Origin of the sequence: Pseudofrankia inefficax, assembly GCF_000166135.1 — a bacterium.
GTDB classification, from domain to species: Bacteria; Actinomycetota; Actinomycetes; order Frankiales; family Frankiaceae; genus Pseudofrankia; species Pseudofrankia inefficax.
Map to the genome: position 1 here is coordinate 4,566,955 of NC_014666.1, position 16,105 is coordinate 4,583,059.

The window sequence follows — 16,105 nt, forward strand, 5'->3', positions numbered from 1 at the left end:
GCAACCTTAACCACGGGTAGTGGCGCCGCACTTGTGGTGACACGCCGCGGGCCGGGCGGCATAGGTCCCTTCGCGGGACACCGGGCCAGGCGCTTTCCGCGACATCGTCACCCGACCGGCGCCAGCCGCGGGAAAGCCGGCCAGCACGGTCACCCGGGAGAACATTCCGATCGGAACCCGAACCTGACAGGTGAGCCGCGACCGGAGAATTCCCCCGGCCTCCCGAACCGGCAACGGGCGACTCAGGAGACCGAGTGGGTGACGGTGCCGGTGTAGGTGCCCGCGACGGCGGCGGAGGGGATGTTCACGACCAGCGTCGGGTTCCACGTCGCCGTGTTGTTACCGACGATCGCGGTCGCCGAGTAGGCCGTCAGGCCGGGGGCCGTCGTGCCCAGCGGCGCGGCGGCAGCCAGCGTCGCCTGCCCGGGGGTGAACACGGCGGTACCGGTCGTCGACGTCGCGGTCAGCGAGGCGTAGTTCACCGCCGAGGCGGCGATCGTCTCGTTCGCCGTCCCACCGCCGGTGGTGAAGTTCGTCGAGAAGACCTTCGCCGTCCAGGTGCCGAGCAGCGCGCCACGCGCGTCGGTCACCGTCACCGCGCCCAGCGAGCCCGACAGCGTCGCCGTGCCCACCGCCGCCGTCCCCAGGTTCGCGGACGCCGGAGCGGTGATCGTGAGCGCCCCACCCGTGAGGGTGAACGTCACCGTCGTCGTCGCCGCGTCGGCCGGCACCGCCGTCAGCAACGCCAGCCCAGCCGCGGCCAACAACGCCAGGCCGACCTTTGGATTTCGTACCGTCCGTACCCGCACCGTCGTTTTCCTCTCGGTGTGCCGCGTCATTCGCCGTAGCCGTCGCGCCAACCGTCATCCGTTTTTCCGGATGCGCGTCGGGCACCCCGCCCCGCGTCAGCAAAAATGCAGGGACTGGGGACGCCACGGCCTTTCGACGAGCACGCCGGGCGACGAACGCAACCTTAGCCGCAGGTGCCGCGGGTAGGGCCGCCACCGGTGCCGTGACACGCCGTAGGCCCCGGGCCACAGGTCCTACTGGTCACGAGCGGCAGTCTGCGCCGGAATTTGCGACATCGCGGCGGAGAGGGCGCCACCGGCGAGGAAGCCGGGCGGCACGGACAATCGCGGAATCGGCGGAAAACCGCCGGCGCGGACGGCAGTTCCCCTGAGTATCGAGCGCAACCGGACGGTTCTCTGGAAATGTGTGCCGCATTCGCCGAGGTGGGCCTCGCCCCGCGTCCCGCGACAAAGCAAGATCGCCGAGTCCGCCCTCGCATGGCTGTAACCGCGCCAGTTTCGCGACCACGCGAGGGCCGAAACCGCGATCAAGCCGGCGGGCCGATCTCGCCAGGCCCCGGCATTGGCCGGCCTTCTCGCCGGCGGGACGCCGTGGGAGTCGGCACTCGCGGGCTCACGCGATCGGCAGAGATCAAGATCCTTAGCGGCGCCGAGTGGACGTCAACAGCGTGGACAACGGCGTAAGCGCGAGAGACGTGGAACCGGTCAGGACCGCGGCGGCGGGACGGTCCAGCCGGTGCCGGCCGCCCACGGCCGGGCCCGGGCGGTGATCTCCGCGATGATGGTCGACTTGGCCGCCGAGTAGTGCTGCGTGCTGGGCCAGTCGACGACCGCCAGGGCGCGTTTGGCCGCCTCGTAGGCGGCACGGTCGGCCGGGTCATGGCGCAGCCAGTCACGGAACAGCAGGTGGCGGTGCTCCCAGTCACCGCCGGCGGCGCACAGATGGACGTGCACGTCCTTCTCCGGCGTGCGGAACATCCAGTGCTCACCGCGCTCGCGCACCCGCACGACATAGCCGGCGGCGACCAGCCGCGGCACGAATCCCTCGTCGTCCGCGATGTCCGGCACGGCAACCAGAATGTCCACGATCGGCTTCGCCCCGAGGCCCGGCACCGACGTCGACCCGACGTGTTCGACCCGCACCGCCGTCGAACCGAGTGCCGCGACGATCCGGTCACGTTCGAACGCGAACCGCTCCACCCACTCGGGCCGGTACGCGGCGATCACGATCCGCCGTTTCTCCGGCCCGCCGATGAACACTTCCTCCTCGGTCAGAACCTCGCCGCCAGCCATCGGCCTCGTCTCCGCCACAGCTCCGGCCACCATAGGCCGGCGCGAACCCGTTGACCCCGGAGCATTCCGGGCCATCTCCCCCGTCACCTGCCCATTCTGCGCCGTGAGAAGACCACGGGCTGTCGCGAACATGCCTTTCCCGGTGCGCGACGACGACCAGTCCGGGCCCGCCGGACCGGTCCGGACCGGTGATTCCCCACGTCCGTCGGCGAATCCCACCGGCGGAAGGGGGCGTAGCCCCACCCCCGGTTCGGGGCCCAGCGCCCGTGTCCACCTGACGACAGGCCGCGACGATCGATCCCGACGCCAGTGCGACGCGACCCCGGGAGGTCCCCCGTCATGCCCACCACCACCGCCGCCCAGCCGGCGCCCAGCCGGCCACCCGCCCGGTCGCCCGCCACCAGCGGTGACCCGGCGATCCGGGCGCGCGGCCTGCGCAGGTCGTTCGGCGACGTCACCGTGCTCGACGGCGTCGACCTCGACATCGCCGCCGGCAGCGTCCACGCGCTGCTCGGCGCCAACGGCGCCGGCAAGACGACACTGGTCCGGATCCTCGCCACGCTGCTGCCCGCCGACGCCGGCACGGTGACCGTCGCCGGCCGGGACGTGCGCCGCGAGCCCCGCCGGGTCCGGGAGGTCATCTCGCTGACCGGACAGCATGCCGCCGTCGACGAGCTGCTCACCGGGGTGGAGAACCTGCGGCTGGCCGCGCGGCTGTTCCGGCTGCCCCGCGCCGACGCCCGCCGCCGGGTCGACGCGCTCATCGAGGCGTTCGACCTGGCCGGCTTCGGCGGCCGGCTGGTACGGACCTACTCCGGTGGCCAGCGCCGCCGCCTCGACCTCGCCGTGGGCCTGGTGGCCGACCCCGCGGTCATCTTCCTCGACGAGCCGACGACCGGCCTGGACCCACGCAGCCGCCAGGGCGTCTGGGACGTCGTCGCCCGCCTCGCCGACAGCGGGGCGACGGTCCTGCTGACCACCCAGTACCTCCAGGAGGCCGACGAGCTCGCCGACAGGATCTCGGTGCTGCACGGCGGCCAGATCGTCGCCGAGGGCAGCGCCTCCGACCTGAAGGCTAGCCTCGGCACCGAACGCGCCGAGCTGACCTTCCCCGACGACGACGCCTACACCCGCGCCCTCGACCGCCTACACGGCCCGCTGCAGCGCCCGACCACATCCGGCGCGGCGGCGCCTGCCGGGCTCGACGTGGACCGGGCCGCCCGCCGGGTCGGCGTCCCTACCGACGGCAGCGCGGGCGCGCTGCGCCGGCTGCTCACCGACCTCGCGGACGCCGGCATCGAGGTCACCCGCGTCGAGCTGCGCACCCCGACCCTCGACGACGTCTTCCTCACTCTCACCAGCGGAAAGGACCTGGCATGACGACCGCGGCCCCCGCCCTGCCCCACCCGCGGCCCGTCGCCCGCGGCCGCTTCGGCGCGGACTCGCGGGCGCTGATCGGGCGCAGCCTGCGCCGGCTGCCCCGCCAGCCCGACACCCTGATCATCTCGGTCGCGCTCCCGGTGATGCTGCTGCTGCTGTTCGTCTACGTGTTCGGTGGTGCCCTCAACACCGGCGGGCGCCACGCCTACCTGACCTACGTGGTCCCCGGCATCGTCGTGCTGGCCTCCGGCTGGGGGGCCGCGTCGACCGCGGTCGCCGTGGCGAGCGACCTGACGACCGGGATCGTCGACCGGTTCCGCTCGATGCCGGTCCGCGGCCCGGCGGTGCTCACCGGCCACGTCGTCGCGAGCCTGGCCGCGAACGCGGTCGCGACCGCCCTGGTCATCGGGATCGGGATCGGGATCGGGTTCCGGCCGCACGCCGGGGTCGCGGGCTGGCTCGGCGCCGTCGGCGTCCTCGCGTTCTACGTGCTGGCGATCACCTGGCTGTCGGTCACGCTCGGCCTGCTCGCCGGCGGGCCCGAGGCCGCGAACGGCATGACGTTCTTCATCCTGTTCCTGCCGTACGTGAGCAGCGGGTTCGTCCCGACGAGCACGATGCCCGGCGCGCTGCGGGCGTTCGCCAACCACCAGCCGCTGACCCCGGTGATCGACACCGTCCGCGGGCTGCTCGTGCACGGCAGCGCGTCGCGCGGCACGGCGGCGGTCGCGCTCGTCTGGTGCGCCGGCATCCTGGTGGTCAGCTACGTCGCCGCGGCGGCGCTGTTCCGCCGCCACACGGCCCGCTAGGCGCCCCCGCGGCCCGGCTCAGTCCATCGAGTAGGCGACGACGCCGCGGCGGACCGCGTCCATCGCCTCGCGGGCGGTGGCGCGCAGCCGCGAGCCGGGGGCGGCGACCTGGGCGAGCTGGTCCAGCAGGTCGAGCAGCTGGCGCATCCAGCGGACGAAGTCCCCCGCGGTCAGCTCGGTCGCGTCCTCCCCGAGGATGCGTTCGAGCGACCGGCCGTTGGCCCACCCGTACGCCGCTGTGACGAATCCCAGCTCCGGTGCCCGGACGAACCCGAGCCCGTGGCGGTCCTCGAGCGCGGACAGCGTCAGGTAGGCCTGCTGGGTGGCGGTCAGCGCCGTGCGCAGCGCCTCGTCGCCGGGCAGCGACGGCAGCGCCGAGTCGTCCCCGCGCGGCTCGAACACGAGCGCGGAGACGGCGGCGGCCAGCGCCGGGGCGCTCAGCGGCTCCCAGACCTCCTCGTCGACGCACACCGCGACGAGGAGGTCCTGCTCGGTGTAGATCCGGGCCAGCCGGCGGCCCTTCGCGGTCACCTCGTCGCCGTCGAGATAGTCGAGCTCGGCGAGGACCCCGCGGACCCGGTCGAACGTGCGGGCGACGGTGTTCGTCCGGCTCTCGACCTTGCGGGTCAGCTGCTCGGTCTCGCGGCCGAGCCGGGCGGCCCGCTCGGCTTTGCGCAGGTGCTCCTCGCGGCGCGGGCAGTCGTGCACCGGGTGGGCGCGCAGCGCGCGGCGCAGCCGGGCGAGCTCCACGTCGTCGGCCGCGGCCGAGCGGGCCCGGTCCCGGCGGCCGGGCTCGGCGCGCAGCTCCGCCGCGTGCAGCGACGACGCCAGGTCCCGGCGGGACCGGGCGTCGCGCGGGTTGAACGTCCGGGGCACCCGCACCCGCCCGAGCGGTTCGACGGCGACCGGAAAGTCGATCATCGACAGCCGCTTGACCTGATGGTCGGCGGTGAGCACCACCGGGCGCGGCTCGTCGCGGGCGTGCGGGTCGAGGTCCACGTTCAGCACGACCGCGAGGCCCATCCGCCGGCCAGCCGGAACCCGGACCACGTCGCCGGTGCGCAGCCGGGCCAGCGCCGCGGCCGCGTCGGCGCGGGTCTGGGCCGCGCCCTCCCGGGACAGCCGCTTCTCCCGGTCCCGGATCTGGCGGCGCAGCTGGTCGTACTCGAGGGCCGAGCCGCGGTCGCACTCGACCTCGGCGGTCAGCTCGTCGAGCGCCGCCTGGTTGCGCCGTACCTGCCGGGCCAGCCCGACGACGTTGCGGTCGGCCTGGAACTGGGCGAACGACGATTCCAGGACCGTGCGGGCCCGGTCGCCGCCGAGCCGGCCGACGAGGTTGACGGCCATGTTGTAGGACGGCCGGAACGACGACTTCAGCGGGTAGGTCCGCGCCGACGCCAGGCCGGCGACGGCCAGCGGGTCCAGGCCCGGCTGCCAGATCACCACCGCGTGGCCCTCGATGTCGATGCCCCGGCGCCCCGCCCGGCCGGTCAGCTGGGTGTACTCCCCCGGGGTGATCTCGGCCCGCTCGACGCCGTTGAACTTCGAGAGCCGTTCCAGGACGACGGTCCGCGCCGGCATGTTGATCCCGAGAGCCAGCGTCTCGGTCGCGAACACGGCCCGGACCAGGCCGCGGACGAACAGCTCCTCGACGACCTCCTTGAACGCGGGCAGCATCCCGGCGTGGTGCGCGGCGATGCCCCGCTCCAGCCCGTCGAGCCACTCCCAGTAGCCCAGCACCCGCAGGTCGGCGTCGGGCAGCTCGGCGGTCCTGGCCCGCACGTGCGCGCGGATCTCCAGGGCCTGCTCCGACGTCGTCAGCCGCAGCCCGGCCGCGACGCACGCCGCGACCGCCGCGTCACAGCCGGCCCGGCTGAACACGAACGTGATCGCGGGCAGCAGGCCCTCACGGTCCAGGCGCTCGATGACCTGCGGCCGGCTCGGCACCCACATCCGCCGCGGCCGGCCACCGGGGCGCCCGCCGGCCCGGCGCGGGCCCGACCAGTCCCCGCCGGAGCTCTCCAGCCGCGCGAGGCGCACCAGCTCCGGGTTGACCGGACGGCCGTTGGCGGAAGCCGGGCCAGCGGCGGCCTCGCCACCGCCGTCCCTCCCGCCGTCCTTCGCGGCGAACCGGTTGTCCCGCCCCGGCCGGCTGGAGGCCGGGCCGCGTCCCGGCCGGGCCGACCGGTCGGCGCCCGGCCAGCCGGGCGGCGCGTACCGCCCGCCGCCCGCGCGCCGGTCGTCGGCCGGCTCCAGCGCCCGCCCGACGCCCAGCGGGCCGCCGGGCAGCGCCGCCGCGTCCTCGACGAACAGGTCGTAGAGCGTCCGGTCGGCCAGGACGTGCTGCCACAGCGGGACGGGCCGGTCCTCCGACACGATGACCCTGGTGTGGCCGCGGACGGTGACCAGCCACTGGGCGAACTCCTCGGCGTTGCTCACCGTCGCCGAGAGCGACACCACCTGCACGTGCGCCGGCAGGTGGATGATCACCTCTTCCCAGACGGCGCCGCGCTGCCGGTCGGCGAGGTAGTGCACCTCGTCCATGACGACGTAGGCGAGGTCGTCGAGGCGCCGGCTGTTCTCCGGGGTCGCGTAGAGCATGTTGCGCAGCACCTCGGTGGTCATCACGACCACCGGCGCATCACCGTTGCGGGACGTGTCGCCGGTCAGCAGGCCGACGTTCGCGGCGCCGTGGGCGGCGGCCAGGTCGGCGTACTTCTGGTTCGACAGTGCCTTGATCGGCGTGGTGTAGAAGCAGCGTCGCCCGGCGCGCAGCGCGAGGAACGCGGCGAACTCCCCGACGATCGTCTTGCCGGCCCCGGTCGGCGCCGCCACCAGAACGCTCGCGCCTCCGGCGAGCGCCTCGCACGCCCCGACCTGGAACGGGTCCATCCCGAAGCCGTACCGGCCCGAGAACGCCGCGAGCGCCTCGGCCGGGTCCGGGACGACCAGCCCGGCCGGGCCCTCGTCCTCGGGCTCCAGTACCTCGGCCAGGTCGTCCGCGCCCGGCTCGGCCGCGCCGACGTCGGCCAGCTCGCCGGAGAAGGCGAACTCGTCGGGATCGCTCAGCTCGTCCGCGGCCGGGTCACGGTCGGGCGCCGTCATCTGTCAACCTCGTTCGTAGGCCGCGTTCGGAGGCCGTAGCCAGGCTCGTGAGCCAGCGGGACGGTCGGGCCTGCCCGGACTGTCACCCGTTCAGGTTACGGCGCTGGTCCGACAGTCCGCCGGGCTCACCACGGCCGCCGCGCCCAGGGCCCGGGCCGGGCCGGAGGCCCGCGGCGCTCAGGTGATGTCCGCCGACGAGCCGCCGGTGCCGCCCGCGTCGTCGCCGGACTGGGCCTGGGCCATCGCGGCGAGCTGGGCGCGGGCCTTGCGGCCGGCCCGGTCGTCCTGCTGGGCGCGGGCCGCGAGCGCGGCGCGCCGCGCGGTCTCACCGGAGTCGTCGAAGTCCAGCGGCGAGGCCTCGTCGTCGGCCAGGTCGCTGTACGCGGACGAGTCACCGCGGTTCTTCTTGCGCCGGTCGTTCAGCCAGCCCACGAACAGCGCCACCTCGTACAGGATGATCATCGGCAGGCCGAGGGCGAGCATCGTGAACGGGTCCTGGCTGGGTGTCACGATCGCGGCGAACAGGAACGTCAGGAAGATCTCCGAGCGCCGCCAGGCCCGCAGCTTCGCCGTCGGAACGACGCCGGCGAGGTTGAGCAGACAGACCAGCAGCGGTATCTCGAACGACGCCCCGAAGATCAGCACCATCGCGATGACGTAGCTGAGGTACTTGTTCGCGTCCAGGACGGAGACGATCCCGTCGCCGCTGAAGCCGAGCAGCAGGTTCAGCCCGGTCCGCAGCGTGATGTAGGCGAAGCAGGCGCCGACCGCGAACAGGCCCAGCGAGAGCGCCACGAACGTCAGCGACCAGCGCCGCTCGTGGCGGTGCAGGCCCGGGGTGATGAACGACCACAGCTGGTAGAGCCAGACCGGCGACGAGGCGATCGCGCCGGCGATCGCCGAGATCTTCAGCCGGATCATGAACGGGTCCAGGATGCCGAACACGTACAGCTGGCAGGTCTGGCCCTGGAAGCTGGCCCGTTTGTGCGCCGGCAGCGAGCAGTACGGGTGCATCAGGAAGTTCAGGATGTGCTGTTCGAAGAAGAAGCACACGATCGTCGCGAGGACGAACGCGATGAGCGCTTTCGCTACCCGGTTACGCAGCTCCCGCAGATGCTCGGTGAGCGGCATCCTGCTGTCTTCCACCGTGCGGGTGCGCCGTTGGTTGACATTGTCGGCGACCCGCCGCGGCGAGGGAATGCGTGGCACGGGGCTACGGCTCCTGGTCAGGGTCGGAAAGGTCTCCGGCGGGCGCGGCAGGCGGCCGCCGGAGGACCATGGGAGGCCCGGTTACGCGCGTTGGGGCTAGAGGGTCTTCTCGGCGTTGACGGGGGCGACGCCGTTCGAGGTCTGGGCCGGGGGGGCGGGGGCGATCGCCGGGGGCGCCGCGGCGGGGGCCGGGGACGCCTCGTCGTCGCGCAGGCCCTTGGTCTCCGACTTGAGGATCCGCAGCGAGCGGCCAACGGAACGCGCCGCCTCGGGCAGCTTCTTCGACCCGAACAGCACCAGCACGACGACCGCGATGATGATCAGCTCTGGCGTACCCAGGTTCGGCATGGCAGACGTCCTCCGGTGGTCGATGACCGGTACCACGACCGGTGCGAGCCTGATGCTACGTCGCGAGCATAGGTCGGAACAGACGTCGGTCATGTATCGCGCAGATGACGTCATCGCGCGTCATCGGATTCCACCAGGCGAATTGTCGGACGGGCACCGGCCCGGACCTGGAGGAACGGCTCAGCTCGCCCGGTCGGCGACCCGGGTCATGACCTCCGCGGAGTCGAGCCGGGCCGACAGCGCGGCCGTCTCCGCGGACAGGCCGGAGACCCGCGCGGACAGCTCCTTGGCGGTCGCCCGCACCGTCTTGACCTTGCGCCACAGCCCGACGGCCAGCGCCGCGAACACCAGCAGCGCCACGACGATCACGGCGGTGTCGACCAGTCCCCAGTGCATGGCCGCTCAGCCTACCGGCGGAGGCGCGGCGTCGTAGCCGGCCAGCGCCTTGCCCGCCGCCGCGTGGATCTCGGTGACCAGCGCCGGCGGGCCGACGACCCGGGCGTCGCCGCCGAGGCCCAGCAGCAGCCGGCGCAGCCACGCCGTCCCCGTCGCGTACAGCGTCACCCGCAGCCCGCCGCCGGGCAGCTCGTCGGCGGTCTCGACCGGGTAGTGGTCGGCGGCCCAGCGGGCGGCGGCGGCCAGGTCGACGATGGCGAGCAGGTCACCGGGGCCGGGGGTGAACACCCCGGCGCTGAGGTCGCGGACGGCCGCGGTCGGCGGCGGGGAGGCCGCGGCGGCGAGCACCGTGACGCCCGCGGCGCCCCCGACGATCGAGTCGAGCCGGAACATCCTGGTCGCCTCGGCCCGGTGGCACCAGCCCTCCAGGTACCAGTGGCCGTCCAGCGACAGCAGCCGCATCGGGTCGACGTCGCGTTCGGTGAGCTCGTCCCGCGACCAGACCAGATAGCGCAGGTGGACCCGCCGCCCGTCCCGCAGGGCCCGCTGCAGCAGGGTCAGCACCTCGTTCGGCGGGTCCAGCTGCACGCCGACCTGGTCGGCGGGGCGGCTGCCGATCGCCCGCTCGATCCGGGTCACCGCCTGCTCCAGCGCCTCCCGGCCGGCGAGGCCCGGCAGGTCCGCGAGCGCGCGGGCGGCGACGACCAGCGCGGTCGCCTCGTCCACGGTCAGCCGCAGCGGCCGGTCGAGGGTCTGCGGGTCGACGACGGTGATCTGCCCGCCCTCGTAGCTGATGTCGATCAGGTCGCCGGGCGCGCCACCGGGCAGGCCGCACAGGAACAGCAGCTCCAGGTCGTCGCGCAGCTGCCGGGCGGTGATCCCGAACGCGGCGGCCGCCGCGTCGACGGACACACCCGGCCGGGCCCGCAGCCACGGGACCAGCGCCAGCAGCCGGGACAGCCGGTCGTCCGACGGCGAGTCCTGGCGGGCCCGGCCGACCGCGGACCGGTCCGGCCCGGTCCCGTCAGGGCGGCGGCGACCGGCCGGGTCGCGCCCGGTGAGGTCACCGGCGGTCGACGGGACCGGGCCGTCTCCCGCCGGCCCGCCCAGGGTGTCCGGGGCCACGCCGGCCGACGGCCCCTCGCCGGCGACGGCGGACAGCCTGCGGACCACCTCGGCGCGCAGGTCCGGCGGGCCGAGCACGACGACGTCGGCGCCGTAGCCGGCGACCCAGCGGGCCATCCGCTCCGGGTCGACGAAGCCGATCCGGAGCACGTCCATGTCCGAGCCGGCCCCCGGCTGACCGTCGCCCGCGGCGGGGGTGACGGGACCCCGCGTGGCCGCGTCCGACCCGTCGGCCGGGAGCGGGCGGCCGCGGCGGCGCAGCGCGTGGCCGGCGCCGACCCGGACCGCCAGCGTCGCCGTACGGACCCGGTCGGGACTCGACGAGGTCGACATCGTGACCATCGACCGCAGGTCCACGCCGGCCGGCACCGTCACCGCGCCGGCCGGGCCGACCGGCCGCACCGGGCCGGCGACCCGCGACAGCCGGAACACCCGCGGCGCGCCCCGGCGGCGGTCGTGGCCGGCCAGATACCAGCGGCCGCGCCAGGACAGCACGCCCCATGGCTCGACCAGCCGGTCGGCCGCCTCCGGCTCGCCCGGCTTGCGGTACGGGAACCGAATGGCCCGGCGCTCCTGCAACGCCGCCAGGCAGGGCTCGAACGCCGGCTCGGCCGCGTCGACCCTCGGCTCCAGGCCGTCCAGGCCGAACAGCTCCGCGGGCCCGGGGCCCGGCGCCGTCCCGTCGCCGGTGGCGCGGGTTCCCAGGCCCGGGCTGGTCGCCGCGCCGCCCGCCGAGAGCTTGCGCAACGCGCTCGCCGCCGGCGCCGCGAGCGAGGCCGTCGACCAGAGCCGGGCCGCCAGCGCGAGGGCCGCCGCCTCGTCGGGGCTCAGCCGGATCTCCGGCAGCGCGTAGTCGTCACGGCGGATCCGGTAGCCGACCTCGTCGCCGTACCCGTCCTGGCCGGTCTCGAGCGGGATGCCCAGGTCCCGCAGGTACTGCTTGTCGCGCTCGAACATCCGGCGGAACGCCTCGTGGGCGTCGTCGTCGTGCCCGGGCTCGTAGCCCTCGACCATGTCCCCGATCTCGGACACGGTGAGGAAGCGCGATGTCGCCATGAGGCACATCGTCAGATTGAGCAGCCGCTCCAGCCGTCGCCGGGACACACCCAGTGAGGGTATCGGTTGGGCGGGCGAAGGGCGCTGGCGCGCCCTCTTCCGCCCAACTGGGCCGGGCCCCCAGGGGGCCCGGCCCGGCGCTGGACCGAGGTGGACGCGGATATCGGGGGCTGGCGCCGGTCCAGGGTCAGGACCCGTGGTTGGGTACAGGACCTCGGCTGGGCTCCGTACGCCGGCCGCGGACCGTGAGACGCCCGCCGGCCGCATCCGCCGGGAGCTTCGCCCGTTCTCGCCGTCCCCATGATCGCCGGTTCAGCCCTCAGGTGCTCGTTGCCGCCGCCTGTTCACGACCACCCGAGGGCGAAAACAGCGATCAAGACGACGGGCGGGCTCCGGCGGGCGGGACTAGCCGTTGGCCGCGGCCGTGCTGGTGGGGGTGGCGCCGGTGGGAGCTGTTCCGGTGGCCGCGGCGGTCACGTCCAGCAGGTCGACGACGAAGACGATCGTGTCGTCGGCCTTGATCGAGCCCTGGCCGCCCTGCGGGCCGTAGCCGAGCGCCGGCGGGATGACGATCTCGCGGCGGCCGCCGACCCGCATGCCAGCCACGGCGTCACTCACGCTGCCCGCGATGCCCTGGGCGAACCCGGGGATGACCTGGTCGAGCGGGAACGTCGCCGGCTGGCCGCCCGTCCAGGAGGCGTCGAACGTCTTCCCGGTGTTCCACAGCACGCCGACATAGTTGACCGTCACGGTCGCCGACGAGGTCGCCGGGGTGCCGGTCCCCGTGACCAGGTCCTTCACGACGAGCTTGGTCGGCGGCAGGCCCTGGCCCGCGCCGACGGCCGGCTGGACGGTCAGGTTCGTCGGGTTGCCGACCACCGGCAGCACGGTCGCCGGCACGGCGGCCACCGTCGGCGAGGGCACCGGAGCCGCGGCCGTGCCGTCGGGAGCGGTGCTCGAGCTGCATCCCGCGGCCGCGGCGACGAGCAGCACCACGGCCGCCGCCGGCACGGCGAAGGCCATCCGCGCGTGCGCACCACGGCCGCCGGTGGGCACGGACGCAAGCAGGGACACGGGACGAAGACTCCTGGTCACGGGCACGGAGGTCCTTTGGGGGAAGGCGACAGGACGGGGCGTCCGGGCCGCGCCGGACCGGCGACGGGGTTGCGGCTGGCTCGACGAGGTCGACCCGGCCGGGCCGCGAGCGGACCCGGGACGCGCTGCGACGATCAGCACGCATCCTCGCAGAACGACCGGCCGCCGCATGTCACCGTCCGCACCGCCCCGCGCCACCCCCGGACAACATTCGCCCGCCTCACCCACAAGCCCCCGCCCACCCGCGTGGTGGGCCCGCTGCTTGATCGCCGTCTTGGCCCTCGGACGGTCCTGTTCCCGCCCCGTCGACAACCACCCGAGGGCCAAAACAGTGATCAAGCGACCGCCAACGCACCGGAAGACGGGCGCTCTGCGCCCGTCAGACGGTGGCCGGCAGGGCTCGCGCCAAACCCGCGCACCAACGCGACCCATGGTCCCGACCATCGACCGCGGCCAGCCACCGTCATCCACACCAACCACGATCCAGCGTGAGACGGGCGCTCAGCGCCCGTCAGACGAATGCCGGGGAGGGCGCTCCGCGCCCTTTCCCCGGCATTCGTCACATGGAGGCGATCAGCTTGTCGACGCGGTCGTCGACGGAGCGGAACGGGTCCTTGCACAGGACGGTCCGCTGGGCCTGGTCGTTCAGCTTCAGGTGCACCCAGTCGACGGTGAAGTCGCGGCGCTTCTCCTGCGCCCGCTTGATGAACTCGCCGCGCAGCCGGGCCCGCGTCGTCTGCGGCGGCTTCGACTTCGCCTCGAAGATGTCCAGGTCACGGGTCACCCGCTCGACCAGGCCGGCCTTCTCCATCCGGTAGTACAGGCCGCGGTCGCGGTGGATGTCGTGGTATTTCAGGTCCAGCTCGGCGATCCGCGGCGACGCCAGCGACTCGTTGTGCCGCGCCCGGAACCGCTCGATGAGGACGTACTTCGTCACCCAGTCGATCTCCCGGGCGACCAGCTCCAGGTCGTCGGTCTCGATCGCCAGCAGGGTGCGGCCCCACAGGTCGAGCACCCGCTTCGCGACCGCGTCGCCGCCGCGGCGGTCGACGAACTCGACGGCCTTCGAGTAGTACTCCCGTTGGATGTCCAGCGCGGAGACCTCGCGGCCGTTCGCGAGGCGGATCTTGCGCTGGCAGGTCATGTCGTGGGAGACCTCGCGGATCGCCCGGATCGGGTTCTCCAGCGTCATGTCCCGCAGCACGACCCCGGCCTCGATCATCCGCAGCACCAGGTCCGTCGAGCCGAGCTTGAGCAGCATCGTCGTCTCGGACATGTTCGAGTCGCCCACGATGACGTGCAGCCGGCGGAACCGCTCGGCGTCCGCGTGCGGCTCGTCCCGGGTGTTGATGATCGGCCGCGACCGGGTCGTCGCGCTCGACACGGACTCCCAGATGTGCTCGGCCCGCTGCGAGATGCAGTAGACGGCGCCGCGCGGGGTCTGCAGGACCTTCCCCGCGCCGCACAGGATCTGGCGGCTCACCAGGAACGGCACCAGCACGTCCGCCAGCCGGGAGAACTCCCCGTGCCGGCCGACCAGGTAGTTCTCGTGGCAGCCGTAGCTGTTCCCGGCCGAGTCGGTGTTGTTCTTGAACAGGTGGATGTCGCCGGCGATGCCCTCCTCGCGCAGCCGCCGCTCGGCCTCCACCAGCAGGCCTTCGAGGATGCGCTCGCCGGCCTTGTCATGAGTGACCAGGTCGGGCACCGAGTCGCATTCCGGCGTGGCGTACTCGGGATGGCTGCCCACGTCCAGGTAGAGACGAGCCCCGTTCTTCAGGAACACGTTGGAGCTGCGGCCCCAGGACACGACGCGGCGGAACAGGTACCGCGCCACCTCGTCCGGGCTCAGCCGCCGCTGGCCGCGGAACACACAGGTGACGCCGTACTCGTTCTCGAGCCCGAAGATGCGGCGATCCACTCCTTGACCCTATGCGCGTCGGCGCTCTCGCGCGGCCGGACGCACGCGCCGCCCCGGGTAATTCGCCGCCGCCGGCCCCTCCACGTCACCTACGGCCAGAAGCAGGGCCAATCCGGCTACACCCGGCGACCATCCGGCAGGAACCGGTCCTGCGCCCCGGCCGCCGAGCCCGGTGCGACGCCGGGGGCCGCCGGGAACGTCGGCTCAACCGGCAGCGGGATGCCCGGGAAGCCGGCCGAGCTGGTCGGGGCCTCGCTCACCGGAACCTCACCGCGCCGGCCCCGCGGCCAGGGCCGACCATGCCAGCCCCGGGTGTCGCCGACCATGATCAGTGCCACCCCGAGCGCCGCCCACACGGTCAGCACCGCGGCCGCGTCCCCGCCGCCGGAACCGCGGAAGTAGGCCGCCGACCGCAGCAGCGTCACCCCGGCCCCCGGCGGGGCCAGCTGGCCGAGGGCCCCCCACGGCCGCGGCATCAGCTCGGGGGCCGACGACCACGCCGACAGCGCCGCCGCCACCACGAAGAACACGAACCCGCCGGTCAGGCCCACGGTCCCGGCCCGCGCGCCCAGGCCCAGCACGGTGCCCGCGACCGCCACCCCCAGCAGGGTCAGCACCCCCATCGCCGCCCAGTAGGAACCGGGCAGCACGACCAGGACGTAGCGCAGCGCCGCCGCGCCCGCCGCGCCCGCCGTCAGCGCCAGCCCCGCGAGACCGGCCAGCCGCGCGCCCCGGCGCGCCGTGGTGCGCGACAGCAGCACGCCCCCCACCGCGACCACCAGCACCAGCGGCAGGTAGCCCGCCGACAGGCCACCGCCGACATGGTCGGCCGGCGCGTTCGGGACCACGTCGACGACCGGGATGTCCGCCGTCGGCATCACCTGCGCGATGCCGCGCTGCATCGCCTCCGACACCGCCGGGCTCGCCGCCGACGCCACGTGCAGCGACAGCCCGCTGGGCCCGATCACGAACGCCGCGTAGGCCTCCCGCGCCCGCAGCGCCCGGTCGGCCGCGTCCCCGTCGGCGACCACCCGGACCCGCAGCGTCCCCGGCTCCGTCGTCGTCAGCTGCTCGGCCAGGGCCCGCGCCGGGCCCGACGGACCGGCGGCGAGCACCGGCAGGCCGTACGGGCGCAGGCTCGTCACGGTCCACCCGTACAGGCAGGTCAGCACCCCCACCAGCAGCGCCACCCCGACGACGACCACCAGCAGCCGGCGGGTCTCCCCCGCCGGCCGGCGGTCTCCGGCGCTGATCTCGTCCGTCTCGCCCGAGTCCGCCGACCGGGCCGCCGTCGGCGCCGAGCGCGGGCCGGTGATCCGGATCCGCGGGCCCGTGCCCCGGCCGACCGCCCGATGCCGGGCCCCGCCGCTCCCGGACGTCACCGCGTCCCCGTCCTCGCCGCCGTCGGAGACACGCCGCTCGCTTGTCAGCACCGGTGCTCCCGCTCCGCGGTGCGCGACCACCCCACCCAGGCGCCCGCTGCCACCACTATCCGTGACCGTCCGGGCCGATCCTGTGGCAGCCGGCCGGCGACTGCACGCCTGGCCCGGCGTGTCGCCGAC

General features: G+C 74.2%; 12 protein-coding genes. 2 read left to right on the forward strand and 10 right to left on the reverse strand.

Features of this window, described 5'->3' with window-relative positions; all coding sequences use genetic code 11:
- Positions 1-242 precede the first annotated feature (242 nt).
- Both FRAEUI1C_RS18540 and FRAEUI1C_RS18545 read right to left on the reverse strand, forming a co-directional pair.
- The gene (locus FRAEUI1C_RS18540; protein WP_013424861.1) at positions 243-809 is read right to left on the reverse strand and encodes a hypothetical protein; all 567 of its coding nucleotides are present in this window, start codon (positions 807-809) and stop codon (positions 243-245) included.
- A 705-nt stretch (positions 810-1,514) separates the two neighbouring features.
- A complete protein-coding gene (locus FRAEUI1C_RS18545) occupies positions 1,515-2,102 on the reverse strand; it encodes a GrpB family protein (RefSeq protein WP_013424862.1) in 588 nt (195 codons plus the stop codon).
- A gap of 339 nt (positions 2,103-2,441) precedes the next feature.
- Here FRAEUI1C_RS18545 and FRAEUI1C_RS18550 point away from each other — a divergent pair, with 339 nt between their 5' ends.
- The gene (locus FRAEUI1C_RS18550; RefSeq protein ID WP_013424863.1) at positions 2,442-3,482 is read left to right on the forward strand and encodes an ABC transporter ATP-binding protein; all 1,041 of its coding nucleotides are present in this window, start codon (positions 2,442-2,444) and stop codon (positions 3,480-3,482) included.
- Positions 3,479-4,291: an ABC transporter permease gene (locus FRAEUI1C_RS18555; protein ID WP_013424864.1), complete on the forward strand. Its 813-nt coding sequence runs from the start codon at positions 3,479-3,481 to the stop codon at positions 4,289-4,291. Before FRAEUI1C_RS18550 ends, FRAEUI1C_RS18555 begins: the two co-directional genes overlap by 4 nt.
- A gap of 18 nt (positions 4,292-4,309) precedes the next feature.
- Here the strand turns inward: FRAEUI1C_RS18555 and FRAEUI1C_RS18560 are convergent, their stop codons facing one another.
- The 8 genes from FRAEUI1C_RS18560 to FRAEUI1C_RS18595 form a co-directional block, all read right to left on the reverse strand.
- On the reverse strand, positions 4,310-7,396 hold the full coding sequence (locus FRAEUI1C_RS18560) for a DEAD/DEAH box helicase (protein ID WP_013424865.1): 3,087 nt from the start codon (positions 7,394-7,396) through the stop codon (positions 4,310-4,312).
- 177 nt (positions 7,397-7,573) lie between these two features.
- Positions 7,574-8,605, reverse strand: a complete 1,032-nt coding sequence (gene tatC / locus FRAEUI1C_RS18565; RefSeq protein ID WP_013424866.1) for a twin-arginine translocase subunit TatC — start codon at positions 8,603-8,605, stop codon at positions 7,574-7,576.
- 96 nt (positions 8,606-8,701) lie between these two features.
- A complete protein-coding gene (gene tatA, locus FRAEUI1C_RS18570) occupies positions 8,702-8,953 on the reverse strand; it encodes a Sec-independent protein translocase subunit TatA (protein ID WP_013424867.1) in 252 nt (83 codons plus the stop codon).
- 180 nt (positions 8,954-9,133) lie between these two features.
- Positions 9,134-9,349: a hypothetical protein gene (locus FRAEUI1C_RS18575; RefSeq protein ID WP_013424868.1), complete on the reverse strand. Its 216-nt coding sequence runs from the start codon at positions 9,347-9,349 to the stop codon at positions 9,134-9,136.
- 6 nt (positions 9,350-9,355) lie between these two features.
- Complete coding sequence (locus FRAEUI1C_RS41935; protein WP_368411112.1) at positions 9,356-11,530, reverse strand: helix-turn-helix transcriptional regulator; 2,175 nt, start codon at positions 11,528-11,530, stop codon at positions 9,356-9,358.
- A 405-nt stretch (positions 11,531-11,935) separates the two neighbouring features.
- Positions 11,936-12,604 (reverse strand): FKBP-type peptidyl-prolyl cis-trans isomerase, encoded by a 669-nt coding sequence (locus FRAEUI1C_RS18585; RefSeq protein ID WP_013424870.1) that lies wholly within the window; start codon positions 12,602-12,604, stop codon positions 11,936-11,938.
- A gap of 580 nt (positions 12,605-13,184) precedes the next feature.
- Positions 13,185-14,543 (reverse strand): Pup--protein ligase, encoded by a 1,359-nt coding sequence (gene pafA, locus FRAEUI1C_RS18590; protein ID WP_013424871.1) that lies wholly within the window; start codon positions 14,541-14,543, stop codon positions 13,185-13,187.
- Positions 14,544-14,659: 116 nt separating this feature from the next.
- Positions 14,660-15,976, reverse strand: coding sequence for a hypothetical protein (locus FRAEUI1C_RS18595; RefSeq protein WP_013424872.1), 1,317 nt, complete (start codon positions 15,974-15,976; stop codon positions 14,660-14,662).
- Between the last annotated feature and the right edge of the window lie 129 nt (positions 15,977-16,105).

Bases quoted from the DNA above. Each gene is read 5' to 3' on its own strand.
- FRAEUI1C_RS18575 (WP_013424868.1), bottom strand. From the start codon at position 9,349: ATGCACTGGGGACTGGTCGACACCGCCGTGATCGTCGTGGCGCTGCTG.
- FRAEUI1C_RS18545 (WP_013424862.1), bottom strand. From the start codon at position 2,102: ATGGCTGGCGGCGAGGTTCTGACCGAGGAGGAAGTGTTCATCGGCGGG.
- FRAEUI1C_RS18550 (WP_013424863.1), top strand. From the start codon at position 2,442: ATGCCCACCACCACCGCCGCCCAGCCGGCGCCCAGCCGGCCACCCGCC.
- tatA (WP_013424867.1), bottom strand. From the start codon at position 8,953: ATGCCGAACCTGGGTACGCCAGAGCTGATCATCATCGCGGTCGTCGTG.
- FRAEUI1C_RS41935 (WP_368411112.1), bottom strand. From the start codon at position 11,530: ATGGCGACATCGCGCTTCCTCACCGTGTCCGAGATCGGGGACATGGTC.
- FRAEUI1C_RS18560 (WP_013424865.1), bottom strand. From the start codon at position 7,396: ATGACGGCGCCCGACCGTGACCCGGCCGCGGACGAGCTGAGCGATCCC.
- FRAEUI1C_RS18555 (WP_013424864.1), top strand. From the start codon at position 3,479: ATGACGACCGCGGCCCCCGCCCTGCCCCACCCGCGGCCCGTCGCCCGC.